We start from the raw sequence: 21,407 nt of genomic DNA, 5'->3' as shown, positions 1-21,407 counted from the left end.
TATTCCTCAACGCAGCTTCAGGGTGGATAGGCCGATCAGCACCAGAACCGTGGTGATGATCCAGAACCGCACGATGACCCGAGGCTCGGGCCAGCCCTTCAATTCGAAATGGTGGTGGATCGGCGCCATGCGAAATACCCGGCGGCCGGTCATCTTGAACGAGGCCACCTGCACGATCACCGACAGGGTCTCGACCACGAAGATGCCACCCATGATGAACAGCACTATCTCCTGGCGTATGATCACCGCGATCACCCCCAACGCCGCCCCCAGCGCCAGCGCGCCGACGTCGCCCATGAATACCTGGGCCGGATAGGTGTTGAACCACAGGAAGCCGAGCCCGGCGCCGATCAGCGCACCGCAGAAGATCAGCAGTTCGCCCGAGCCCTGTACATAGGGGATCAGCAGGTACTGGGAGAACTGCGCGTTACCGGACAGGTAGGCGAAGATGCCCAGCGCACCACCGACCATCACCGTCGGCATGATCGCCAGGCCATCCAGGCCGTCGGTCAGGTTGACCGCATTGCTCGAACCGACGATGACGAAATAGGTCAGCACCATGAAGAAGGCGCCGAGCTGGAACTCGACACTCTTGAAGAAGGGCACGATCAGCGTGGTTTCCACCGGGGTGTCAGCGGCCATGTACAGCACCACGGCGGCGATCAGACCAAACACCGACTGCCAGAAGTATTTCCAGCGCGAGGGCAGACCACGGGAATTCTTTTCCACCACCTTGCGATAGTCATCCACCCAGCCGATGGCACCGAAGCTGACGGTCACACCCAGCACCACCCAGACATACAGGTTGCTCAGGTCGGCCCACAGCAGGGTACTGATGGTGATGGCCATCAGGATCAGGGCGCCGCCCATGGTCGGGGTGCCCTTCTTCGACAGGTGCGACTGAGGACCGTCGTTGCGCACTGCCTGGCCGATCTGGCGCAGTTGCAGGGTGCGGATCATCCAGGGCCCGAGAAACAGCGCCAGGCCCAGCGCGGTGAGCACGCCGAAGATGCCACGCAGGGTCAGGTACTGGAATACACCGAAGCCGGTGTGAAATTGTTGCAGGTATTGCGCGAGTATCAGCAGCATGTAGGCTTGCCCTCTTCCTGAATTTGCGAGCCTTCCACCAGAGCGGCGACGACCTCTTCCATACCCGCACTACGCGAGCCCTTGACCAGTACCCGGGTTGCCGGGTCCAGCTCTGTTCCAAGTGCGGCGGCCAGTGCGCCGCGGTCGGCGAAGGCCTTGCCGCCCTCGCCAAATTCCGCTGCCGCCAGGGCCGACAGCGGCCCGGTGCAATACAGTGCGTCCAGGCCCTGGTCCCTGGCGTAGGTGCCGATGTCCCGGTGCGCCTGCTGCTCCAGCGCCCCCAGCTCTCCCATATCGCCCAGTACCAGCACGCGGCGGCCATCGAGACTGGCCAGTACATCGATGGCCGCGCGTACCGAGGCCGGGTTGGCGTTGTAGCTGTCATCGATGATCAGTGCACCATGGCGACCGGGCAGACTGCGGCCACGGCCGGCGACCGGTTGCAACGCGCCCAGGCCGCAGGCGATCGCCTGCAGCGGCACCTGCAGGGCCAATGCCGCACCGGCGGCAGCCAGGGCGTTGGCGACGTTGTGGCGGCCCAGCAGATTGAGCTGGACGGCAATCGTTCCGACCGGCGTCACCAGTGCAAAGCCGGGACAGCCACGCTGATCGGCGCAGATATCTTCTGCGCGCACTTCGGCGGTCGGGTTGGCGATGCTGAATACCCAGGCCTTGCGTTCACCCAGGGTCTGGTACCAGCTCTCGAACCAGGGGCTGTCGAGGTTGATCACCCCTTGGCCATCGCCGTCCAGCCCCGCCAGGATCTCGCCCTTGGCCTCGGCGATGGCCTGCTCACTGCCGAAACGGCCGATATGCGCCACGCCGGCATTGGTCAGCACACTGACGCTGGGTCTGGCCAGGCGCATGCTGTAGGCAATGTCACCGACGGCCGCTGCGCCCATCTCCACGACTGCATAGCGGTGCTGCGGCGCCAGTTCCAGCAGCGTCAGTGGTACGCCCAGTTCGTTGTTCAGATTGCCGCGGGTCGCCAGTACCGCACCGCACTCGCGCAGGATGGCGGCGAGCATTTCCTTGACCGTGGTCTTGCCACTGGAGCCGGTGATGGCCACCAGCGGACCCTTGAAGGCAGCGCGATTGAGCGCGCCCAGTTGCCCCAGCGCCAGCTCGCAGTCACGCACCACCAACTGTGGCAACGGATCGGCCAGCGGACGTTCCACCAGCGCAGCGGCCGCTCCTGCGGCACGGGCCTGGGCGACAAAGTCGTGCCCGTCCACCCGGCTGCCGGGCAGCGCCACGAATAGGCCACCGGGTTGTACCTGACGGGCATCGATACTGACACTGTCGAAACGGGCATCGCTGCCATTGAGCGTGGCATCGAGTGGTTTGAGCAGGTCCGACAGGTTCATCGCCTCAAGCATGATGATCCTCCCGGTGTTGCAAGGCGCGCGCGGCCTGTTCGATATCGCTGAAAGGGTGACGCACCCCGTTGATCTCCTGATAGGTTTCATGGCCCTTGCCGGCCAGCAGGATCACATCGTCGGCCGCAGCGCGGGCGATGGTCTGACTGATGGCTTCGGCACGGTTGGCTATGACTGTCAGCTGTTCGGTGCGTTCAATACCGGCGCAGATTTCCTCGATGATCGCGACCGACGGTTCGGTACGCGGATTGTCATCGGTCACCACCAGCAGGTCAGCGCCCTGCTCGGCCACCTTGCCCATCAAGGGACGCTTGCCGCGGTCACGGTCACCGCCACAGCCAAACACGCAGATCAACCGCCCGGCGACATGCGCGCGCAACGCGGCAAGGGCTTTTTCCAGAGCGTCGGGAGTGTGGGCGTAATCGATCACCACCAGCGGCTGACCATGGCCACCGAGGCGCTGCATGCGACCGTCCGGCGGCAGCAACTGGCCCAGCTGCGCGGCCACCTGGGCCAGCGGCAGCTCCAGGCTCAGCAGCACCCCGGCTACCGCCAGCAGATTGGACAGGTTGAAGGTGCCGAGCAGCGGGCTGCGCAGCTCGGCCGTGGCGGTCGCGGTGTGCAGCCGGGCGCTGATGCCTTCGGCATCGAAGCGGATATCGCTGCAATACAGGTCGGCACTGCTGTCGCTCAGGCTGTAGCGCAGCAATGGCAACGTGCAGCGCTCGGCCAGTTCACGACCGAAGGCGTCGTCGATATTGATCACGGCGCGGTGCGACTGATCGAGGATACGCGCCTTGGCCGCACCATAGCTGGGCATGTCGCCGTGGTAATCCAGATGATCGCGACTGAGGTTGGTGAATACCGCCACCTCGAAATGCAGCGCCGCTACCCGGCCCTGATCCAGCGCATGGGAAGACACTTCCATACTCACCCGCCGGGCGCCCTGATCACGCAGTTGGGCCAGTTGCTGCTGCACCGCCAGCGCATCCGGGGTGGTCATGCCGTGGTCGAACAATGCACCAGGCATGCCGCTGCCCAGGGTGCCGATGACACCACAGGGCTGCCCCAGGCTATTCAGTGCCTGGGCCAGCATCTGGCTGACGCTGGTCTTGCCATTGGTACCGGTAATGCCGATCAGCCCCAGGCTGCCAGCCGGCTCGCCATGGAAGCGTCCGGCGATCGCCGATAGCTGGTCAACCAGATGGCCGATCGGCAGCAGGGGTACCGATGCCGTGCAGGTGAAGCCATCATTGGTTTCACAGGCCACCGCCACGGCGCCGACGGCTACCGCCTGCTCGATATGCTGGCGGCCATCGTGACGCAGGCCGGGCACGGCGAGGAACAGGTCGCCGGGCTGCACCTTGCGGCTGTCCAGGGCCAGGCCGGTGATCTCCACCGGTCCGCCCTGCCATTGGGGAAACAGTTGTCGGAGCCGCATCAGCCACGCCCCTCCTGCTTGCTCACCACCGGCAGTTCGACCTGCTGCATGTCGCTCAGGTTGTCCGGGGTGATATTCAACAGACGCAGGGCATTGGACATCAGCCCGCCGAACACCGGCGCCGCCACCAGGCCGCCGTAGTAGCCGCCCTTGGTCGGCTCGTCGATCACCACGGCGATCGCCAGCCGCGGATTGGCGCTCGGGGCGAATCCAGCGAACAGCGAACGATAGGAGTCCTGTTTGTAGCCCTTGCTGCCGGCATTGGTCTTGCGCGCAGTACCGCTCTTGCCGGCGACATGGTAGCCGGGCACCTGGGCGCGGAAGGTGCCGCCGGGCGCTTCGACGACCTGTTGCAGCATGCCCTGTATGGTCTGCGCGACGCCTTCCGGAATCACCTGCTGCACGCTTGGCTGCTCGGCCAGGCGCAGCAGCGACATCGGTGCCTTGCGTCCGTCATTGGCCAGAATGGCATAGGCCTGGGCCAGTTGTACGGTGGTCACCGACAGACCATAGCCATAGGACAAGGCCGCGGTTTCAGCCTGGCGCCATTCGCGGAAGCTCGGCAGATTGCCGACCCGCTCACCGGGGAAACCCAGGCCGGTGTATTGACCGAAGCCGATGTTATGCATGGTTTCATGCAGCGCCGGACCGCCGATATCGAAGGCCACCTTGCTCATGCCGACGTTGCTGGACTTGAGCAGGATGCCGGTCAGGTCCAGTACCCCACCCGGCGCACGGGATACGTCGCGGATGGTGTAGCGACCGATCTGCAGGGTGCCCGGATAGACATTGACCTTGTCGGTGGGCGACCAGCGACCCGTGGCCAGCGCCGCGCTCATGGAAATCGGCTTGACCGTCGAGCCTGGCTCGAAGACGTCGATCAGCGCGCGGTTGCGCATCATGTCCGGTTGCAGGTTGGTGCGGTTATTCGGGTTGTAGCTGGGATGGTTGACCATGGCCAGCACTTCGCCGGTGCGTACATCCAGCATGACGATGGACCCGGCCCGGGCCTCGAATTCCTGCAGCGCTTCACGCAACTGCCGGTGGGCCAGGTACTGCAGGCGCAGGTCGATGGACAGGGCCAGGTCATTGCCCGGCCGTGCGTTGCTGACCACCTGCACATCCTTGATCAGCCGGCCACGGCGGTCCTGCAGCACCTGACGTTTGCCGGGCACGCCTTCCAGCCAGTGATCATAGGCCAGCTCGATGCCTTCCTGGCCTTTCTCATCGACATTGGTGAAGCCGACCAGATGCGCAGCCACGTCGCCGGCCGGGTAGAAGCGCCGGTACTCCTCGATGCCGTAGACGCCCGGCACCTTGAGCGCCATCACTGCCTCGCCGTCAGCCGGAACCATGCGTCGGCGCAGATAGATGAATTCCTTGTCGGCATTGGCCTTGAGTCGCTGACTGAAGGTGCTCAGGTCAGTGCCCAGCGCAGCGGCCAGTTTCGGCCAGTGCGCCTGCTGACTGATCAGTTGAGACGGGTTGGCCCAGATGGTCAACACTGGCGTGCTGACGGCCAGCGGCTCGCCATTGCGATCGGTGATCTGCCCACGATGGGCGGGAATCGGCACATGCCGCACACTGCGCTTGTCGCCCTGGTTTCTCAGAAAGCCTTCATCCAGCACATGCAGTTCGACGATGCGCCAGGATACGGCGATACAGCATAGCCCGAGCAGGCCGATGACCAGCCGGAAACGCCAGGGATAGAGGCTGCCATTGGACTTCAAGGCGAATTTCTTCATGGCTGCTGCACCAGAATCACTTCGCCGGCCTCAGGCACACGCATGCCCAACTGGCGGGTAGCGATGCTCTCGACACGGCTATGCGCGGTCCAGGTGCTCTGCTCAAGTACCAGACGGCCCCACTCAGCCTGGGCCTTCTCCCGCTGGGTCATCTCGGTAGCCAGCTCATTGAGCAACTGACGGCTCCAGTGCGCGCTGTAGGGTACCGCCAGCGCGCTGGCCAGCGTCAGTCCCCAGACCAGCAGCAGCCAACCGCTGCCGGCAGGCAAGCCGGAACGGATGGCGGGAGTGGCGAGAACCTTATCTGGCGCGTCCATCAGCGTTTCTCTGCCACGCGCAGCACCGCACTGCGGGCACGGGGGTTGGCGGCGATCTCGGCGGCGGACGGTTTGATCGCCTTGCCGATCAGATTGAGACTGACCTGGATATCGGCGTCACGCACCGGCAGGTCACGGGGCAAGGGTGCGCCCTTGGCCTCACGGCGCATGAACTGCTTGACCTGACGATCTTCCAGGGAATGGAAGCTGATCACTGCCAGCCGCCCGCCCGGCGCCAGGACTTCCAGCGCGGCACGCAGTCCCGCGGCCAGATCTTCCAGCTCCCGGTTGATGAAGATACGGATACCCTGGAACGCACGGGTCGCCGGATGCTTGTGCTTTTCCCAGGCCGGATTGGCCTGCTTGATCACCTCGGCCAGATCGGCGGTGCGGGTGAAGGGTTGCTCGGCCCGACGCACGACGATGGCACGCGCCATGCGGCGGGAGAAGCGTTCCTCGCCGTATTCCCACAGCACGGTGGCGATATCGGCCTCGGCGGCGCTGTTGATCCACTCGGCGGCGCTCTGCCCGACGTCCGGATTCATGCGCATATCCAGCGGGCCGTCATTCAGGAAGCTGAAGCCGCGCAGCGGATCATCCAGCTGCGGCGAGGACACGCCCAGGTCGAGTAGCACCCCGTCCACCTTGCCATGCAGACCGCGGACACGCGCCTCTTCGGCCAGCTCGGCAAACGAGCGCTGCACAACGACAAAGCGGCCGTCTTCGGCCGCCAGCTGATTTCCGACCCGGATTGCCTCCGGGTCCTTGTCGAAGCCGAGCAGTCGTCCCCCCTCCGACAGCTGCTGGAGGATGGCTCGACTGTGCCCTCCGCGCCCGAAGGTGCCATCTATATAAAGGCCCTGCGGGCGAACCGCCAGGCCCTCCAGCGCTTCGTTCAGCAGTACACTGACATGTTTCAATTCGGTCTGCTGATTCATAGGCTCAACAAGTGCAGTTCCGCCGGCAGCTCGCCAACGTCCTGCTCTTCTTCCAGGTAGGCGGTGGTGGTGGCCTGCCAGGCCTCTTCACTCCACAGCTCGAATTTGCTCAATTGACCCACCAGCATGACTTTCTTCTCCAGGCCGGCATGATCGCGTAACAGCGGAGGCACGACGAAACGGCCATGGCTGTCGAGTTCTATTTCGTTGGCATTACCGATCAGCAGGCGGTTGAGCCGCTTGACCGCCGGATGCATGTTCGGGGCCTTGCGCAGTTGCTGCTCGACCGCCTCCCACTCATGCAGGGGGTAGATCCACAGACAGCGTTCTTCCAGGGCAATGGTCGCGACCAGCTGACCGCCACAGGACTCAAGCAGACGGTCGCGATACCGGGCAGGCATCGCGAGTCGCCCCTTGACATCCAGATTGATGGCGTTCGCTCCACGAAACACGTTTTGTTATTCCCCTGATGAGACCCACTGGTGTGACAACGAATAACCCAAAAAAATCCACTTCTACCCACTTCGACCCACTTTTGCACACTATAGAAAGGCGCCCATACAGCGTCAAGTGAGCAATTCACGGAAAAGCCTTATATGGCGAGGGTTTAGCGGCAGTCAGGGAAGGAAATCAGCCGAGCAGGAGCCGCCCGGACATGGGAATCGGAAGCAATAACAAGGGGATGCCCATGCAACTTAATGTTAAACATGAGGTTTAAATATTTTTTTGTGAAGAAATCGACGGAAGGGAAAAAACAAGAGTTGGCCTGTAAGCCGGGTTCTGTCGAGGACAGCCATTCCTCTGCGACAGCCATCACTGACTGCCTGTAGCAACCTACCCGAACCCAGTGCGGGCCGCACCGAAGGGTTCCTATTTGGTCTTGCTCCGAGTGGGGTTTACCATGCCACGAACTGTTACCAGTCGCGCGGTGCGCTCTTACCGCACCCTTTCACCCTTACCGGCGCTTGCGCGCTTAGGCGGTCTACTCTCTGCTGCACTTTCCGTAGGCTCGCGCCCCCCAGGCGTTACCTGGCACTCTGCCCTATGGAGCCCGGACTTTCCTCCATACCGCATAGGCGATACAGCGACTGTCCAGCCAACTCTTGGGCGCAAGGTTAGCCCGGTTGCGGGCCAACAAGCAAGCGCTGATCCGTCAAGGGCGGGCATCAGCTGGTTTTCGTCAGGGCCAGTTGGTACAGCCGGTTCTTCTTCAGCCCAGTAATCCGCGCCGCCAGGGCCGCCGCCTGTTTGACCGGCAGCTCTTCCAGCAGCACGTCGAGTACCCGCTCCGCCTGCGGGTCCAGGGCATCCTCATCAGCCGCCTGAGGCGCGCCTTCGACGATCAACACACACTCCCCCCGCTGCTGATCGGCATCGGCCCGTACCCAGTCGACCAGTTCGCCCAGCGGCGCCCCCTTGATGGTCTCGAAAGTCTTGGTCAGCTCCCGCGCCAGTACCACCTGCCGCTCGACACCGAGCAGCTCACACAGGTCCTCCAGGCATTCGAGCAGGCGATGTGGCGCCTCGTAGATCATCCAGGTGCGCTGCTCGGCGGCCAGCGCCTGAATGCGCTGGCGGCGACCATGGGCCTTGGCCGGCAGGAAGCCCTCGAAGGCGAATCGGTCCGACGGCAGGCCGGCGGCGCTCAGGCCGGCGATCAGCGCACAGGCGCCCGGAATCGGACGGACCCGCACGCCGGCCTCACGGGCCTGGCGCACCAGATGGAAGCCGGGATCGGAAATCAGCGGCGTGCCAGCATCGGAGATCAGCGCCATATCCTCCCCGGCCAGCAGCCGCTCCACCAGCCGCGCACTCTTGTCCCGCTCGTTGTGGTCGTGGCAGGCAGTGGTGGGTGTCGCCACGCCAAAATGCTGCAGCAGACGCGCGCTGTGCCGGGTATCCTCGGCGGCGATCAGGCTGACCGCATTGAGCACTTCCAGCGCACGGGGCGTCAGATCCTGCAGATTGCCGATCGGCGTGGCAACGACATAGAGGGTACCGGCGGTGGCCATGGCGAATCCTGTGAACAGTGGGCGGCCCATTGTACAGGACGTGATCCGGTTCCAGCCAAGTACATGGCGATGGGAGCGACCCTTGGTTACAATGCAGGGCGTAAGGATACTCTGACAATCGCCCACGCGTTCCGCGCGTCCCAGTCCAAGGTGCCCTCCCTGATGTCCCGTATGATTCGCCTGTCGCTCACCGGTCTGCTGCTGGCTTCATTGATCGCCGGTTGCTCCTCGACGCCTCGCCAGCTGTCGGAACTACCCGCCACCACGGATACCCCGGTCGAGCAGATACTGCGCCAGGCCGAACGCCGCTCCGGTGCCGAGGCCAATCTGCTGCGCCTGCATGCAGCCCAGACCGCCTGGAGCCGTAACCAGCCGGAACAGGTACGCAGCATCCTGGCGCTGATCCCGCAAAGCGAGCTGCCGCTGGACCAACAGCAGCGTTTCAGCGAGCTGCAGGCGCGTAGCGAACTGGCACTCGGCCAACCGGCTGCCGCCCTGCGGGCGTTGCGCCATCCCTCGCTGGAACAGTTCGACACCCTGACTCCGCAAGCCCAGCTCGACATCCAACTGCTACGGGCCGACACCATGGCAGCCGCCGGAGAACACCTGAATGCGGCGCAGGAGCGGGTATTCATTCACAACCTGCTGCCAACCCCAGCGCAGCAGGACAACCTCACTGCCATCTGGAGCGAGCTGAACCAGGCCCCGACCGAGCAGTTGCGCGAAGCCAGCGCCACGGCCAGCGGCGACATGGCCGGCTGGCTGAGCCTGGCCCTGATCCAGCGCGACCATGGCAACCTGGACCTGCAGGTGCATGCCATGCAGCAGTGGAAGGAACAGCACCCCACCCATCCGGCCGCCGACACCCCGCCGGAAGGCGTCAGCCGGCTGCTTGAACTGCATGCCCAGCGTCCCCAGCATATCGCCCTGCTGCTGCCCTTCGACGGCAACCTGTCGGGTGCGGCCGACGCCCTGCGCGACGGCTTCCTGGCAGCCCAGTACCATTCCTACAGCCGGGGCCTGGAGCAGCCGCAGATCAGCCTGTACGACAGCGGCAGCTATACCGACCTGATGCAGTTCTACCGCCAGGCCCAGGCCGATGGCGTGCAGTGGGTCATCGGCCCGCTGGACCGCCAGCAGGTGGCACGCCTGGCCGACCAGTCGCAATTGCCCCTGCCGACCCTGGCCCTGAATTACGCGGACAGCTCAGCCACACCGCCCGCCGGCCTGTTCCAGTTCGGCCTGGCGCCAGAGGATGAGGCCCGTTCCGCCGCCCTGCGCGCCTGGCAGGATGGTCACCGGCAGATGGCCGTCCTGGCCAACCGTGACGACTGGGGCACCCGGGCCGCACAGGCCTTCGCCGCACAGTGGCAAGAGCTGGGCGGCACACTGACCGGCTACGAGATCATCGACCAGCCGGCTGGCATCTCCGGCCAGGTCGCCAATCTGCTGCGGGCACGCGAAAGCGAACAGCGCAACCAGGAGGTGCAGAACGCGCAGGACGGCGATGACATGGCGCAACCGACCCCGCGTACGGGACTGGAAGCGCTGTTTCTGGCAGCCAATCCATTCCAGGCCCGCCAGATCAAGCCGACCCTGGTATTCCAGTACGCGGGCGACCTGCCGGTATATGCCACCTCCCACGCCTACCGCCTGTCACTCAGCGGCGAGCCGAACGCGGACATCGACGATATCCTGATCGCCGAGATCCCCTGGCTGCTCGATCGCTCCGACAGCCTGTATGACAGCGTGGTCGACAGCTGGCCTGCCGCCGCCGGCCCCATGGGCCGACTGTACGCCATGGGCGTCGATGCCCAGCGCATCTTCGGCCGCCTGCTGCAGATGCAGGAGCAGCCCGACACGCGTATCGAGGGTGCCACCGGCCGTCTGTCGCTGGACAGTAATGGACGTATTCATCGCGAGCTGTCCTGGGGGCAGATCGTCGACGGTCAACTGCAACCGCTGCCCTCGCTGCCATCAATCGAAGTAATGGAACCGATGCTGCGCTGATGAGTCAGTTGACCGACAGGCAGCGTACCGGCAATCAGGCCGAGCGCGCTGCCGAACAGCTCCTGCTGAACGCCGGCCTGCGCCTGCTCGCCCGCAATCACCGCTGCAAACAGGGTGAGCTGGATCTGGTCATGCGTGATGCGGATACAGTAGTATTTGTCGAAGTGCGCTACAGGCGACGAAACCTGTGGGGCGATGCGGCGGAGACCGTGGACTGGCGCAAACAGAAACGTCTGATCGCCGCCGCCCATCATTATCTGCTGACCCACCCCCATCTGGCCAACCAGCCCTGTCGCTTCGATGTCATCGCCGCCACCGGCGATCCTGCGGATCCGGCCTCATATCGCTGGATCCGGGAAGCTTTCACTTGCTAGCGAGTTCCTCTTCTATGGACATGCAACACCGTATCAGACAGCTGTTCACCGACAGCATCGAAACCAAGACCCGCGCCATGGACGTGCTCGGACCGAGCATCGAGCAGGCCAGCCAACTGATGGTCAACGCCCTGCTGAGCGAGCGCAAGATCCTCAGCTGCGGCAATGGTGGCTCCGCCGGCGATGCCCAGCATTTCTCCTCCGAACTGCTCAACCGCTTCGAGCGCGAACGCCCGAGCCTACCGGCAATTGCCCTGACCACCGACAGCTCGACCATCACCTCGATCGCCAACGACTACAGCTACGACGAGGTTTTTTCCAAGCAGATCCGTGCGCTGGGCCAGGCCGGTGACGTGCTGCTGGCCATTTCCACCAGTGGCAATTCCGGCAACGTGCTGCAGGCGATCCAGGCCGCGCATGATCGCGACATGCGCGTGGTCGCCCTGACCGGCCGCGATGGCGGCAGCATGACTCCCCTGCTGTTGCCGGACGACGTGGAAATTCGGGTGCCGGCCCGCTCCACCGCCCGCATCCAGGAAGTGCACCTGCTGGCCATTCACTGCCTGTGCGATCTGATCGATCGCCAACTGTTCGGGAGCGAGGAATGATGCGTCTGACTGCCGTGCTGCTGGCCGTTATGCTGACCGGTTGCAGCGGTGTCCTGACTGCCACCAGGGACACGCCGATGGAGTCCAACTACGGCACCCGCACCCTGGGTAGCAGCATTGACGACCAACTGATCGAAACCCGGGCCGACGTCAACATAGCCAAGGCCCACCCCGACCTGGAACGCGAAGCACGCTACAGCGTCACCAGCTACAACGGCGTGGTGCTGCTGACCGGCCAGGTGCCGCGCGCCGAACTGATCGAGCTCGCCGGTGATACCGCCAAGCGCGTACAGCGGGTCAAGGTAGTGCACAACGAGCTGACGGTCGGCCCCAGGCTATCACTGCTGGCGCGCAACAATGACGCCCTGATCACCTCCAGCGCCAAGACCCGGATGCTTACCGACGGCAACGTCCCGGGACGCCGGATCAAGGTGGTGACCGAAGCCGGCGCAGTGTATCTGCTGGGGCTTGTGAGCCATGCCGAAGCCAATGCCGCGGTTGCCGCGGTGCAGCAGGTCGGCGGCGTACAGCGCATCGTCAAGCTGTTCGAATATATCGACTGAAGCGACGCTGCCAGCAATAAAAAACGGCGACCCCGGAAGGTGTCGCCGTTTTTTATTGGGCTGTAGCATCTCTGCGATCGCTGGGCCTGTGTGCGGATCACCGACCCCGTCGTCGAGCAGGCGCTCGACAACCCGATAGCGATCCAACTGGCTTATTGCCGGCCCATCACTTCACCACCTTCAGCGCCGGCCTGCCGCTCGGCTTGGGCGCCTCCTCGGCGGGGGTATTGTCATCCGGCGGCGGCGTCTCGGTTTCGATCTCGAACACCATGCCCTGGCCGTTTTCCCGGGCATAGATCGCCATGATCGCCCCGGCGGGAATCCATACCTGCTGCGCCACACCGCCAAAGCGGCCATCGAAGCAGACCCGCTCGTTATCCATCTCCAAGCCGCGGATGGCACTCGGCGACAGATTCAGCACGATCTGCCCACCCTCGACGAAGCCGTCCGGCACCGTGGTACCCGGATAAGCCGCATTGACCAGAACATATGGCGTGCAGTCATTATCCAGGATCCACTCATACAGCGCCCGAATCAGGTAGGGGCGGCTTGAGCTCATCTGCATTGTGCTCATCTCCTTTACCGGCAAATGAATGGCAATCTATTGCATATTCCGCTCGGCCGCCGACAGGCTGCCGATGAATCCCTCGCGCTCGAAGATGCGCTCCATGTAGTCCTGCAGCGGCTTGGCCTGACGGGGCAGCTCGATCCCCAGGTGCGGCAGACGCCACAGCAGCGGTGCCAGACAGCAGTCCACCAGGCTGAACTCCTCACTCATGAAGAACGGCATCTCGGCAAATACCGGCGCCACACCCACCAGACTCTCACGCAGCTCCTTGCGCGCCTTGGTCACCGCCGCAGCGGGGCTCTTGGGGTTGGTGAGGATATCCACCAGCACGCACCAGTCACGCTGAATGCGGTACATCAACAGCCGGCTGTTGGCCCGCGCGACAGGATAGACCGGCAGTAACGGCGGATGCGGAAAACGTTCGTCCAGATACTCCATCATGATGTTCGGTTCGTACAGCACCAGATCACGGTCGAGCAAGGTGGGAACGGTATTGTAGGGGTTGGCCTCAGCCAGCTCCTGCGGATGATTGTTCGGTTCGACATTGACGATGTCGACGGTAACGCCCTTTTCAGCCAGGACAATGCGCACACGATGACAATAGTGGTCAGTCGGGTCGGAAAAGAAAGCCATCGAAGAACGCTTGTTGGCGGTAACACTCATATATCAACCCTCATCCTAGCGGACTGCGGTCCAGCCACGACGCCGTAAAGATGGCGCAGCATGCTGGTCGGCCGTGTCCTACGGCCTGATCGAAAACGAGTATTATACCCCAGAAACAAGCGCGCGCCCCAAAGGGCGCGCGCATTTGGTCACAGACCGCCTGGCGATCAGTGAATATCTCTCCAGTATTCACGCTTCAGCAAATAGGCGAATACGAAGAAGAAGGCCAGGTACAGCAGCACGTAGACACCGATACGGTGACGCGTCTCCTTGATCGGATCGGCCGAGTAGCTGAGGAAGGCCACCAGGTTGCGCACCGTGGTATCGAACTCTTCCTCGGTCTGGGTACCAGTACCTTCGACCACGGTCAGCACATCGCACTGCTCTTCCAGCATGGCCTCACCTGTCAGGGTGTCACGCACGATCTTGCCGTTCTCCCTGACCGGCATCGGCTTGCAGCCCTTGACCTGACGACCCTGCAGTTCGGCCAGCACGTTCGGCATACCGACGTTCTCGAACACCGTGTTGTTCCAGCCCAGCGGGCGGGAAGGATCTTCATAGAAGGTACGCAGATAGCTGTACAGCCAGTCCTCGCCACGCACGCGGGCAACCAGGGTCAGGTCCGGCGGTGCAGCACCGAACCATACCTTGGAATCTTCCGGACGCATGCCGATTTCCATGTGCGCGCCATACAGGGTGTCCTTGGTGAATATCAGGTTCTCGACCATCAACTCTTCAGGAATCCCCAGATCAGTGGCAACACGCTCGTAACGCTGGTACTGGGCCGAGTGGCAGCCCATGCAGTAGTTGACGAAAGTGCGGGCACCATCCTGCAAGCCGGCCTTGTCGGACAGGTCGATATTGGCCTTGTCCAGCGGCACGCTCGGGCCGGCAGCCAGAGCGAAACCAGGCAGCAGTGCGAACATCAATGCAATAAGTTGTTTTTTCATCAGCCAGTAACCCTCTCCGGAACCGGTTTGGTCTTCTCCATACGGGTGTAGAACGGCATCAGGATGAAGAAGGCAAAATACAGAACGGTGCACACCTGCGACAGCAATGTACGACCCGGTGTCGCGGGAATGGCACCCAGCACACCCAGGATCACGAAGCTGACACAGAAGATCACCAGCCACAGCTTGCTCATCCAGCCCTTGTAACGGATGGACTTGACCGGGCTACGGTCGAGCCAGGGCAATACGAACAGCACGGCGATCGCACCACCCATCGCCACTACGCCCGGGAACGCGGAACCGGCAATGGCAGGCACGGCACGCAGAATGGCGTAGAAGGGCGTGAAGTACCAGACCGGCGCAATGTGATCAGGCGTCTTCAGCGGGTTGGAGATTTCAAAGTTCGGCTTCTCGAGGAAGTAACCACCCATTTCCGGGAAGAAGAACACCACGGTGCAGAACACGAACAGGAATACTGCAACACCGACGATATCCTTGACGGTGTAGTACGGGTGGAACGGGATGCCATCCAGCGGAATACCGTTCTCGTCCTTCAGCTTCTTGATCTCGATGCCGTCCGGGTTGTTGGAGCCGACTTCGTGCAGCGCGATGATGTGCAGCACTACCAGACCCAGCAGAACAATCGGTACGGCAATGACGTGCAGGGCGAAGAAGCGGTTCAGGGTGATACCGGAGATCAGGTAGTCACCGCGCACCCACTGAGCCAGGTCCGGACCGATAACGGGAATCGCACCGAACAGCGAGATGATCACCTGGGCTCCCCAGTAGGACATCTGCCCCCAGGGCAGCAGGTAGCCCATGAAGGCTTCGGCCATCAGCGCCAGGTAGATCAGCATGCCGAAGGTCCAGACCAGTTCGCGAGGCTTGCGGTAGGAGCCGTACATGATGCCACGCAGCATGTGCAGATAGACCACCACGAAGAAGGCGGAGGCACCGGTGGAGTGCAGGTAGCGCAGCAGCCAGCCATATTCCACATCACGCATGATGTATTCGACCGAGGCGAAGGCACCCGCTCCGGACGGTTCGTAGCTCATGGTCAGCCAGATACCGGTGATGATCTGGTTGACCAGGACCAACAGCGCCAGCGAGCCGAAAAAGTAGAAGAAGTTGAAGTTCTTCGGGGCGTAATACTTGCTCAGGTGATCTTCCCATACCTGAGTGACGGCCATACGTTCGTTGACCCAGTTAAGCAGTTTGCTCATCAGGCTGTCTCCTGATCCAGGCCGATGACGATGACGTCGTCGGACTCATAGGTATGCGGGGGTACGGGGAGGTTCAGCGGAGCCGGCATACTCTTGAACACACGACCGGACATGTCGTAGAAGGAACCGTGACAGGGGCAGAAGTAACCGCCCTTCCAGTCGGCGCCCATATCCGCTGCGGCCACTTGCGGCTTGAACAGCGGCGAGCAACCCAGATGGGTGCAGATGCCCAGCACCACCAGGATCTCGGGCTTGATGGCTCGGGTCTTGCCATCGACATAATCGGGCTGGTCGGAGGCCTTGGATTGGGGATCGGCAACGACACTATCCATTTGATCAAGAAGGGCCAGCGCTTCCGGTGTCCGGCGCGAGATGAATACCGGCTGACCACGCCACTCGGCAACGATTTGCTGCCCCGGCTCGATCTTGCTGATATTCACCTTAACCGGCGCACCTGCCGCCTTGGCTCTTGCGCTTGGGAACCATGACCCCACGAAGGGCACAGCAACCCCCACTACACCAGCGGCACCCACCACACTCGTGGCTGCCACCAGGAAGCGACGCCGGCCGTTATTTACGCCGTCATTACTCATCCAGTCGTCTCCCATCAGCTAATCAGACCTCTGTAACAAGGCCTTTTTCAAGTTTTGAACTGCCTGCACAAAATGAAACAGATGGTAATGAAAAAGCCCTATGATGACAAGGCGATCTCCATTATCCGGGAACCTGCAGAGTGTACCTGAAGCTGCGTATTTCGGGCGCTTCAGAAGACCCTCCAATCGCGCGACACCTTGTCGCAGATACAAGAACGCCCGGAATCCTGCGAAGGAAACCGGGCGTTTTTTGACGCTGAGCCTGTCGGCTTAACGCTTGGAGTATTGCGGACGCTTACGCGCTTTACGCAGACCCACTTTCTTACGCTCGACTTCACGAGCATCACGGGTCACGAAGCCAGCGCGACGCAGCTCACCACGCAGAGTCTCGTCGTATTCCATCAGCGCACGGGTGATACCGTGACGGATGGCACCGGCCTGGCCGGAGATACCGCCACCCTGAACGGTGACGTAGACGTCGAACTTCTCGGTGCTGCCGGTCAGCTCAAGCGGCTGACGCACGACCATGCGCGCAGTTTCGCGACCGAAGAAGGTCTCGATGCTGCGGTTGTTGATGGAAATATTGCCAGTACCCGGACGCAGGAACACCCGAGCGGTGGCGGTTTTACGACGGCCAGTACCGTAGTTTTGTGTCACCGACATAGTGAGCTCCTGTTAGACCTTGAGTTCTTGGGGTTGCTGAGCGGTATGCGGATGAGCTGCACCGGAGTACACCTTCATCTTGCGATACATCGCACGACCCAGGGGATTCTTGGGCAGCATGCCCTTGACGGCGATCTCGATGATACGCTCAGGAGCACGGGCATTGAGCTTCTCGAAGTTGATCGACTTGATGCCGCCCGGAAAACCGGAGTGGCTGTAGTACATCTTGTCCTGAGCCTTGTTGCCGGTCACGTGAATCTTTTCGGCATTGACGATCACGATGTAATCACCAGTGTCCACGTGCGGGGTGTACTCGGGCTTGTGCTTGCCGCGCAGGCGGGAAGCAACTTCGGTAGCCAGACGGCCAAGGGTCAGACCAGTGGCATCTACTACGTACCAGTCGCGTTTTACTGTTTCCGGTTTGGCGCTGAAGGTTTTCATTAAATCCTAGCCTCAGAGGCCACTCTTGATTTCAAAGAGGGCGAATCTTACAGAATGATATGTGTTTTTACAAGCCAACAAAGCCTAGACAGACACTCAGTGGGGGCTCTGTGGGTCTGGGTGGCATCTGCGCTGTAACAACAACGACAGGCTAGGCATCCTGTCGAAAGTGGCGGGCATTATGCCAATGAGGCGAAAAATTACAACCTTTATTTAGTCCATGGTCAATAATGGCTGTTCAATTCCTCATTGGGAGCCCGACATGCTATACCGCCCCCTCGGCCACAGCCCACTGAAAGTCAGCGCCCTGTGCCTCGGCACCATGACCTGGGGTGAACAGAACACCCAGCGTGAAGCCTTCGCCCAGATCGATCGGGCACGCGATGCCGGCGTCAACTTCATCGACTGCGCCGAAATGTACCCGGTGCCGCCGCGCGGCGAGACCTATGGCGCGACCGAACGCATCATCGGCCAGTACTTCCAGCAGCACGGCGGCCGCGACAACTGGATCCTGGCGAGCAAGATCGCCGGCCCGAGCCGCGACATGCACCATATTCGCGGCGGCGCCACACGCTTCAACCGCGAGCACATCACCGCCGCGCTGGATGCCAGCCTGGAACGCCTGCACACCGATCATATCGATCTCTACCAGCTGCACTGGCCCGATCGCAGTACCAACTTCTTCGGCCATCTCGGCTATCAGCATGACATCGAGGAACAGATCACGCCGATCGAAGATACCCTGGAGGTACTGGACGACCTGGTACGCTCCGGCAAGATCCGCTATATCGGCCTGTCCAACGAGACCCCCTGGGGCACCAGCCGCTTCCTGCAACTGGCCGAGGCCCGGGGCTGGCCGCGCATCGTCAGCATCCAGAACCCCTACAACCTGCTCAACCGCAGCTACGAAGTGGGTATGGCGGAGATATCGATACGCGAGCAGGTCGGCCTGCTGGCCTATTCACCGCTGGCCTTTGGCACCCTGACCGGCAAGTACCTGAACGGGCTGCGCCCGGACAAGGCCCGCCTGACCCTGTTCAGCCGCTTCAGTCGCTATACCAACCCGCAGGCACAGAAGGCCTGCGCGCGTTACGTGCAGCTGGCCCGCGACCACGGCATGGACCCGGCACAGATGGCTCTGGCCTTCGTCACCCGTCAGCCCTTCGTCACCAGCAACATCATCGGCGCGACCAACATGGATCAGCTCAACCGCAACCTCACCAGCATCAACATGGGGCTGACCGACAAGATCCTCGAGGCGATTGCCGAGATCCACCGCAGCCAGCCCAACCCGGCGCCCTGAAGTGCCCAGGACCGGCTTGAGAAAGGAAAGCCGCTGTCGTCGCGCCGGCGCGCGACAACCCGGGGACCAAGGGTATGGGGTGTAGCGCGCCGGCGCTACGCCTGGCAGGCGATCACTATGGATACAGGAGCTGACGAACCTACGGCTTGTGCGGCCGCGCCAGGAATTCGTGCGACTGCATTTCCAGCAGACGACTCAGGGTACGCTGGAACTCGAATTCCAGGCGACCGCCGACATACAGATCCTTGAGCGGCACTTCCGCCGATACGATCAACTTGACGTTGCGGTCGTAGAACTCGTCCACCAGGTTGATGAAGCGCCGCGCCATGTCATCCTTGGCCAGATTCATCTGCTCGACGTTGGATAGCAGCACAGCCTGGAAGATCTTCGCCAGGGCGATATAATCGTTCTGGCTGCGCGGGCCATCGCACAGTTCGCGGAACTCGAACCAGGCGACGTTCTCGTACAGGCGAACCGCCTTGACCGTACGGTTCTCGATATTCAGCTCTGCCCCGACCTGCACATGCTCCGGCTCCAGCACCAGGCTCTTGAAACTGCGCTGCAGGCTGGCATCGGCGTCTTCCCCCAGCGGCCAGTGATACAGATCGGCCTGCTCCAGCGCCCGCAGGCGGTAGTCCACGCCATTATCGACGTTGACCACTTCGGTGTGCTGATTCAACAGGGCAATGGCCGGCAGAAAGCGCGCACGCTGCAAGCCGTCCTTGTACAGCCCGTCGGGCACGATGTTCGAGGTCGCCACCAGGATCACGCCATTCTCGAACAGCTCTTCCATCAGCGTGCCGAGAATCATCGCGTCGGTTATATCGGAAACGAAGAATTCATCGAAACAGATTACCCGTGACTCGTCGGCAAACTTGCGGGCGATGATCTTCAGCGGGTTCTTCTCACCCTTGAGCTCGCGCAATTCCTGATGCACACGCTGCATGAAACGGTGAAAGTGGGTGCGCATCTTGCGCTTGATCGGCAGCGCATCGAAGAAGGTATCGACCAGGTAGGTCTTGCCGCGACCTACCCCACCCCAGAAATACAACCCCTTGACCGGCTTGCTCCGTTTCGGACGAAACTTGCCGAACAGGCCAACGCTGCGCGGCGGCCCTGCTTCGAGAATATCGTCGTATAGCCGCTGCAGATGCTTTACCGCATTTTCCTGCGCGGGATCATGGAAAAAGTCCGGACGCTTGAGGTCCGCCTGATAGCGTTCAAGGGGCGTCATGCTGAGGGTCCAGTGGAAAACAGGGGCCGATACTCTACCCGCCAGGCCCCCACTTGGCAATCTAGACCAGCGCCTCCTCGGTCGCCGCCTTGAGCTCCACCAGCTTGCCATGGAAGAAATGACTGGTCTCGGCAAAGCGCACCATGGTCACGCCCGGTTGCCCTTCCAGCAGTTCGAATACCGCTTCGGGCGCCACCACCTCGTCGGCCTCGCCCATCATTACCGTGGCCGGCCCCGGCAATGGCAACAGATCGGCAAACGGCATGCGTTCTACCGACGGCGCCACCAGCACCAGCGCCTGCGGCCAGCTGTGCTGCGCTCGTGCTGCAGCCGCAGCGACATAGCCGCCGAAGGAAAAGCCCATCAGCCACAGCGGCAGGCCAGCGAACTCCCGGGACGCCCAGTCGATGATCGCCGTGCAGTCGTCCACCTCGCCGACCCCGCCAGCGTGCACACCAGCGCTCTGCCCGACCCCGCGAAAATTGAAGCGCACGGTGCTGGCCCCCAGATCCCGCGCCGCCCGCATCAGCGTGGAAACCACCTTGTTCTGCATGGTGCCGCCATGCAGGGGGTGCGGATGACAGATGACCGCCACCGCGCGGGCGCCCTCGGCCCGGGTGACCAGCACTTCGAGCGCACCGGCAGGGCCATCAACAAGCAATTTCTCTTCAGTATTGCGATTCATTCAATTTCTCCGTGACCGCCATATTCCCACCTGCGTCGCATGCCATACGCTAGTCTTGCACTAGCCTTGTTTGTGAAATGCCGTTACCGTAACAGCAGACCAAAGCGGCGCAACAGTGCCGCACGTTTCAGATCAATGAGGGACCCAAGGTGGAAACAAGCGAAAACCTGTGGATTGCAGTTGTCATCGCCCTGGCTGTGGGCTTCGTCGTGGGTATCATTGTAGCGCGTCTGGCGCCGCGCATCAGTGGCGGACAGCCGTCCAGCACCCAGGCACAACTGGAAAGTCTGCAATTGCGTTTCGAGGAATACCAGCAGGAAGTGGCCAGCCACTTCAACACCACCGCCAACCTGGTCACCCGCCTGAACCGCAGCTATCAGGACATCCAGGAGCACCTGGGCCAGGCCGCGGTGGATCTCGCCCCCGATGACATGACCCGGCAGCGCCTGCTGGCCGCCCTGGAACAGGAAAGCGAGCCACTGTCGTCCCGCGAGCGCATCGAGCCGGTCTTCGATACCCTCGAGCCACCCCGTGACTACGCCACCAAATCCGAAGACGGGCCCGGTATGCTGTCGGAGGAGTTTGGCGTAAAACGTAAATGACCTCCC

General features: G+C 62.2%; 23 protein-coding genes and 1 other RNA gene. 6 read left to right on the top strand and 18 right to left on the bottom strand.

The window, feature by feature from the left end:
- Positions 1–6 precede the first annotated feature (6 nt).
- The 9 genes from mraY to rsmI form a co-directional block, all read right to left on the bottom strand.
- On the bottom strand, positions 7–1,089 hold the full coding sequence (mraY, locus tag CQ007_RS01140; RefSeq protein WP_105643075.1) for a phospho-N-acetylmuramoyl-pentapeptide-transferase: 1,083 nt from the start codon (positions 1,087–1,089) through the stop codon (positions 7–9).
- Positions 1,080–2,468 carry a UDP-N-acetylmuramoyl-tripeptide--D-alanyl-D-alanine ligase gene (murF, locus tag CQ007_RS01135; RefSeq protein ID WP_105643074.1) on the bottom strand — a complete coding sequence of 463 codons (1,389 nt, stop codon included), beginning with the start codon at positions 2,466–2,468 and terminating at the stop codon, positions 1,080–1,082. The genes mraY and murF overlap by 10 nt, the downstream gene beginning before the upstream one ends.
- A complete protein-coding gene (locus CQ007_RS01130; protein ID WP_105643073.1) occupies positions 2,461–3,909 on the bottom strand; it encodes a UDP-N-acetylmuramoyl-L-alanyl-D-glutamate--2,6-diaminopimelate ligase in 1,449 nt (482 codons plus the stop codon). The genes murF and CQ007_RS01130 overlap by 8 nt, the downstream gene beginning before the upstream one ends.
- Complete coding sequence (locus CQ007_RS01125) at positions 3,909–5,654, bottom strand: penicillin-binding protein 2 (protein ID WP_105643072.1); 1,746 nt, start codon at positions 5,652–5,654, stop codon at positions 3,909–3,911. Before CQ007_RS01125 ends, CQ007_RS01130 begins: the two co-directional genes overlap by 1 nt.
- The gene (ftsL, locus tag CQ007_RS01120; RefSeq protein WP_105643071.1) at positions 5,651–5,971 is read right to left on the bottom strand and encodes a cell division protein FtsL; all 321 of its coding nucleotides are present in this window, start codon (positions 5,969–5,971) and stop codon (positions 5,651–5,653) included. The genes CQ007_RS01125 and ftsL overlap by 4 nt, the downstream gene beginning before the upstream one ends.
- Complete coding sequence (gene rsmH / locus CQ007_RS01115) at positions 5,971–6,909, bottom strand: 16S rRNA (cytosine(1402)-N(4))-methyltransferase RsmH (RefSeq protein ID WP_105643070.1); 939 nt, start codon at positions 6,907–6,909, stop codon at positions 5,971–5,973. Before rsmH ends, ftsL begins: the two co-directional genes overlap by 1 nt.
- Positions 6,906–7,361 (bottom strand): division/cell wall cluster transcriptional repressor MraZ, encoded by a 456-nt coding sequence (gene mraZ / locus CQ007_RS01110; protein ID WP_105643069.1) that lies wholly within the window; start codon positions 7,359–7,361, stop codon positions 6,906–6,908. The genes rsmH and mraZ overlap by 4 nt, the downstream gene beginning before the upstream one ends.
- 301 nt (positions 7,362–7,662) lie before the next feature.
- Positions 7,663–8,013, bottom strand: an RNA gene (gene rnpB / locus CQ007_RS01105) — RNase P RNA component class A.
- A 62-nt stretch (positions 8,014–8,075) separates the two neighbouring features.
- The gene (rsmI, locus tag CQ007_RS01100) at positions 8,076–8,921 is read right to left on the bottom strand and encodes a 16S rRNA (cytidine(1402)-2'-O)-methyltransferase (RefSeq protein ID WP_105643068.1); all 846 of its coding nucleotides are present in this window, start codon (positions 8,919–8,921) and stop codon (positions 8,076–8,078) included.
- A gap of 162 nt (positions 8,922–9,083) precedes the next feature.
- On the opposite strand from rsmI, the gene CQ007_RS01095 reads away from it, so the two are divergent.
- Genes CQ007_RS01095 through CQ007_RS01080 form a run of 4 tightly spaced genes read left to right on the top strand, consistent with a single transcriptional unit; the run spans position 9,084 to position 12,476 of the window.
- Positions 9,084–10,931: a penicillin-binding protein activator gene (locus CQ007_RS01095; protein ID WP_158256694.1), complete on the top strand. Its 1,848-nt coding sequence runs from the start codon at positions 9,084–9,086 to the stop codon at positions 10,929–10,931.
- Positions 10,932–10,939: 8 nt separating this feature from the next.
- The gene (locus tag CQ007_RS01090) at positions 10,940–11,305 is read left to right on the top strand and encodes a YraN family protein (protein WP_177424244.1); all 366 of its coding nucleotides are present in this window, start codon (positions 10,940–10,942) and stop codon (positions 11,303–11,305) included.
- Between the two features lie 14 nt (positions 11,306–11,319).
- Positions 11,320–11,913 carry a phosphoheptose isomerase gene (locus CQ007_RS01085; protein ID WP_105643065.1) on the top strand — a complete coding sequence of 198 codons (594 nt, stop codon included), beginning with the start codon at positions 11,320–11,322 and terminating at the stop codon, positions 11,911–11,913.
- Entirely contained in the window at positions 11,910–12,476 is a 567-nt protein-coding gene (locus tag CQ007_RS01080; protein ID WP_371919773.1) for a BON domain-containing protein, read from the top strand. The genes CQ007_RS01085 and CQ007_RS01080 overlap by 4 nt, the downstream gene beginning before the upstream one ends.
- A 166-nt stretch (positions 12,477–12,642) precedes the next feature.
- Here CQ007_RS01080 and CQ007_RS01075 read toward each other — a convergent pair whose 3' ends face one another.
- The 7 genes from CQ007_RS01075 to rplM all read right to left on the bottom strand — a co-directional run bounded on the left by CQ007_RS01075 (position 12,643) and on the right by rplM (position 17,577).
- On the bottom strand, positions 12,643–13,035 hold the full coding sequence (locus tag CQ007_RS01075) for a ClpXP protease specificity-enhancing factor (protein WP_105643343.1): 393 nt from the start codon (positions 13,033–13,035) through the stop codon (positions 12,643–12,645).
- A gap of 42 nt (positions 13,036–13,077) precedes the next feature.
- Positions 13,078–13,707 (bottom strand): stringent starvation protein SspA, encoded by a 630-nt coding sequence (gene sspA / locus CQ007_RS01070; protein WP_105643064.1) that lies wholly within the window; start codon positions 13,705–13,707, stop codon positions 13,078–13,080.
- Positions 13,708–13,874: 167 nt separating this feature from the next.
- Positions 13,875–14,657, bottom strand: coding sequence for a cytochrome c1 (locus CQ007_RS01065; RefSeq protein ID WP_105643063.1), 783 nt, complete (start codon positions 14,655–14,657; stop codon positions 13,875–13,877).
- A complete protein-coding gene (locus CQ007_RS01060) occupies positions 14,657–15,880 on the bottom strand; it encodes a cytochrome bc complex cytochrome b subunit (RefSeq protein ID WP_105643062.1) in 1,224 nt (407 codons plus the stop codon). Before CQ007_RS01060 ends, CQ007_RS01065 begins: the two co-directional genes overlap by 1 nt.
- Positions 15,880–16,473: a ubiquinol-cytochrome c reductase iron-sulfur subunit gene (gene petA, locus CQ007_RS01055; protein WP_105643342.1), complete on the bottom strand. Its 594-nt coding sequence runs from the start codon at positions 16,471–16,473 to the stop codon at positions 15,880–15,882. Before petA ends, CQ007_RS01060 begins: the two co-directional genes overlap by 1 nt.
- A gap of 270 nt (positions 16,474–16,743) precedes the next feature.
- Positions 16,744–17,136, bottom strand: a complete 393-nt coding sequence (gene rpsI / locus CQ007_RS01050) for a 30S ribosomal protein S9 (RefSeq protein WP_105643061.1) — start codon at positions 17,134–17,136, stop codon at positions 16,744–16,746.
- A gap of 12 nt (positions 17,137–17,148) precedes the next feature.
- The gene (rplM, locus tag CQ007_RS01045; RefSeq protein ID WP_105643060.1) at positions 17,149–17,577 is read right to left on the bottom strand and encodes a 50S ribosomal protein L13; all 429 of its coding nucleotides are present in this window, start codon (positions 17,575–17,577) and stop codon (positions 17,149–17,151) included.
- Positions 17,578–17,839: 262 nt separating this feature from the next.
- Here rplM and CQ007_RS01040 point away from each other — a divergent pair, with 262 nt between their 5' ends.
- Positions 17,840–18,880 (top strand): NADP(H)-dependent aldo-keto reductase, encoded by a 1,041-nt coding sequence (locus CQ007_RS01040; RefSeq protein WP_105643059.1) that lies wholly within the window; start codon positions 17,840–17,842, stop codon positions 18,878–18,880.
- 139 nt (positions 18,881–19,019) lie between these two features.
- Here the strand turns inward: CQ007_RS01040 and zapE are convergent, their stop codons facing one another.
- Both zapE and CQ007_RS01030 read right to left on the bottom strand, forming a co-directional pair.
- Positions 19,020–20,114, bottom strand: coding sequence for a cell division protein ZapE (gene zapE / locus CQ007_RS01035; protein WP_105643058.1), 1,095 nt, complete (start codon positions 20,112–20,114; stop codon positions 19,020–19,022).
- Between the two features lie 61 nt (positions 20,115–20,175).
- Entirely contained in the window at positions 20,176–20,799 is a 624-nt protein-coding gene (locus CQ007_RS01030; protein WP_105643057.1) for an alpha/beta hydrolase, read from the bottom strand.
- 149 nt (positions 20,800–20,948) lie between these two features.
- Here CQ007_RS01030 and CQ007_RS01025 point away from each other — a divergent pair, with 149 nt between their 5' ends.
- The gene (locus CQ007_RS01025; protein ID WP_105643056.1) at positions 20,949–21,401 is read left to right on the top strand and encodes a YhcB family protein; all 453 of its coding nucleotides are present in this window, start codon (positions 20,949–20,951) and stop codon (positions 21,399–21,401) included.
- Positions 21,402–21,407 lie beyond the last annotated feature (6 nt).

The sequence above is a fragment of the Pseudomonas sp. MYb185 genome (assembly GCF_002979975.1).
In the GTDB taxonomy this organism is placed as follows: Bacteria; Pseudomonadota; Gammaproteobacteria; order Pseudomonadales; family Pseudomonadaceae; genus Halopseudomonas.
The sequence above is the reverse complement of the archived record's forward strand: the minus strand, read 5'-3'. Positions and strand labels throughout refer to the sequence as shown.

Coding starts and splice junctions, on each gene's coding strand:
- mraY (WP_105643075.1), bottom strand. CDS start 1,089: ATGCTGCTGATACTCGCGCAATACCTGCAACAATTTCACACCGGCTTC.
- murF (WP_105643074.1), bottom strand. CDS start 2,468: ATGCTTGAGGCGATGAACCTGTCGGACCTGCTCAAACCACTCGATGCC.
- CQ007_RS01130 (WP_105643073.1), bottom strand. CDS start 3,909: ATGCGGCTCCGACAACTGTTTCCCCAATGGCAGGGCGGACCGGTGGAG.
- CQ007_RS01125 (WP_105643072.1), bottom strand. CDS start 5,654: ATGAAGAAATTCGCCTTGAAGTCCAATGGCAGCCTCTATCCCTGGCGT.
- ftsL (WP_105643071.1), bottom strand. CDS start 5,971: ATGGACGCGCCAGATAAGGTTCTCGCCACTCCCGCCATCCGTTCCGGC.
- rsmH (WP_105643070.1), bottom strand. CDS start 6,909: ATGAATCAGCAGACCGAATTGAAACATGTCAGTGTACTGCTGAACGAA.
- rsmI (WP_105643068.1), bottom strand. CDS start 8,921: ATGGCCACCGCCGGTACCCTCTATGTCGTTGCCACGCCGATCGGCAAT.
- CQ007_RS01095 (WP_158256694.1), top strand. CDS start 9,084: ATGTCCCGTATGATTCGCCTGTCGCTCACCGGTCTGCTGCTGGCTTCA.
- CQ007_RS01085 (WP_105643065.1), top strand. CDS start 11,320: ATGGACATGCAACACCGTATCAGACAGCTGTTCACCGACAGCATCGAA.
- CQ007_RS01080 (WP_371919773.1), top strand. CDS start 11,910: ATGATGCGTCTGACTGCCGTGCTGCTGGCCGTTATGCTGACCGGTTGC.
- CQ007_RS01075 (WP_105643343.1), bottom strand. CDS start 13,035: ATGAGCTCAAGCCGCCCCTACCTGATTCGGGCGCTGTATGAGTGGATC.
- sspA (WP_105643064.1), bottom strand. CDS start 13,707: ATGAGTGTTACCGCCAACAAGCGTTCTTCGATGGCTTTCTTTTCCGAC.
- CQ007_RS01065 (WP_105643063.1), bottom strand. CDS start 14,657: ATGAAAAAACAACTTATTGCATTGATGTTCGCACTGCTGCCTGGTTTC.
- CQ007_RS01060 (WP_105643062.1), bottom strand. CDS start 15,880: ATGAGCAAACTGCTTAACTGGGTCAACGAACGTATGGCCGTCACTCAG.
- petA (WP_105643342.1), bottom strand. CDS start 16,473: ATGAGTAATGACGGCGTAAATAACGGCCGGCGTCGCTTCCTGGTGGCA.
- rpsI (WP_105643061.1), bottom strand. CDS start 17,136: ATGTCGGTGACACAAAACTACGGTACTGGCCGTCGTAAAACCGCCACC.
- rplM (WP_105643060.1), bottom strand. CDS start 17,577: ATGAAAACCTTCAGCGCCAAACCGGAAACAGTAAAACGCGACTGGTAC.
- CQ007_RS01040 (WP_105643059.1), top strand. CDS start 17,840: ATGCTATACCGCCCCCTCGGCCACAGCCCACTGAAAGTCAGCGCCCTG.
- zapE (WP_105643058.1), bottom strand. CDS start 20,114: ATGACGCCCCTTGAACGCTATCAGGCGGACCTCAAGCGTCCGGACTTT.
- CQ007_RS01030 (WP_105643057.1), bottom strand. CDS start 20,799: ATGAATCGCAATACTGAAGAGAAATTGCTTGTTGATGGCCCTGCCGGT.